General features: G+C 57.1%; 1 protein-coding gene and 1 tRNA gene. One reads left to right on the top strand and one right to left on the bottom strand.

The genetic code is table 11. The features are described from left to right. A partial coding sequence (locus tag NW856_RS12875; protein WP_414400586.1) for an FAD-dependent oxidoreductase occupies window positions 1–324 on the bottom strand: 324 nt, incomplete at its 3' end. A gap of 152 nt (window positions 325–476) precedes the next feature. Here NW856_RS12875 and NW856_RS12870 point away from each other — a divergent pair. Continuing rightward, window positions 477–548, top strand: a tRNA-Gly gene (locus NW856_RS12870). The last annotated feature ends 268 nt before the right edge of the window (window positions 549–816 follow it).

Here is an 816-nt window from a genome sequence, read left to right as displayed (position 1 = left end):
GCCGTTGAAAGGCGCCCCCAGGGGAAAGCGAAAATCCAGACTGGCCGTTTGCCCACCTCGGTTGACAAAGGTGTGGGTGTGTTGCTTGGGCAGCAGGTTCTCGTAGGCCCCCACCTTTTTCATCAGGGCAAACAAATTGCTGTAGTTGCAGAAAAAAACGTGCAGCCCCATCTCGATGTGGTTGCCATCGGCATCCTGCCAGGATCCCACCTTGCCGCCGACAAAAGGCCGCGCCTCGTAGAGCTGCACCTCGTGTCCTGCCTCGACCAAATCGACTGCCGTCACCAACCCGGCCAATCCGGCCCCAATAATGGCTACCCGCATAGCAATACCCTCAAACAGGCGCTGCCCGGGATCCCGCCCAGACTTTGCGCAACTGCAAAGAAAGATGAACTTCTCTCATTCTGGAACAAAATGCGCCAGGGATCCCTGACTTGACAAACCACCGCAAAACTTGCCATCATAAATTTCCCGACGCGGATGTAGCTCAGTGGTAGAGCTTCTCGTTGCCAACGAGACGGTCGCGCGTTCGAATCGCGTCATCCGCTTGCTTAGGCTTGTGAACCCATTCAAGAGGGGAATGAGATCCCTGCAAGGGAGAGGGCCGTGACGGTAGTCCCAAGGAGCTCCCCCTTTCCTCTCTCCCCAAAGGAGTCAGCCCTCACTCCCAGCTCTTCTCCCTCTGGAAGACGGGAGAGTAGGGGTCTCGGTTTGATTGGGCTGATTTGGGAATGGTTTGATTTGGGGAGCGTAGAAGGTCTCCAGGCTGTCACGGTCGCCCACAAAGCGCCAGTGCCAGGGCTCGTAGCTTACCCC

The sequence above is a fragment of the Synechococcus sp. R3-13 genome, from assembly GCF_047462195.1.
Taxonomy (GTDB): domain Bacteria; phylum Cyanobacteriota; class Cyanobacteriia; order Thermostichales; family Thermostichaceae; genus Thermostichus.
Note: the sequence above shows the minus strand (reverse complement) of the source record. Positions and strands in the feature narration are given on the sequence as shown.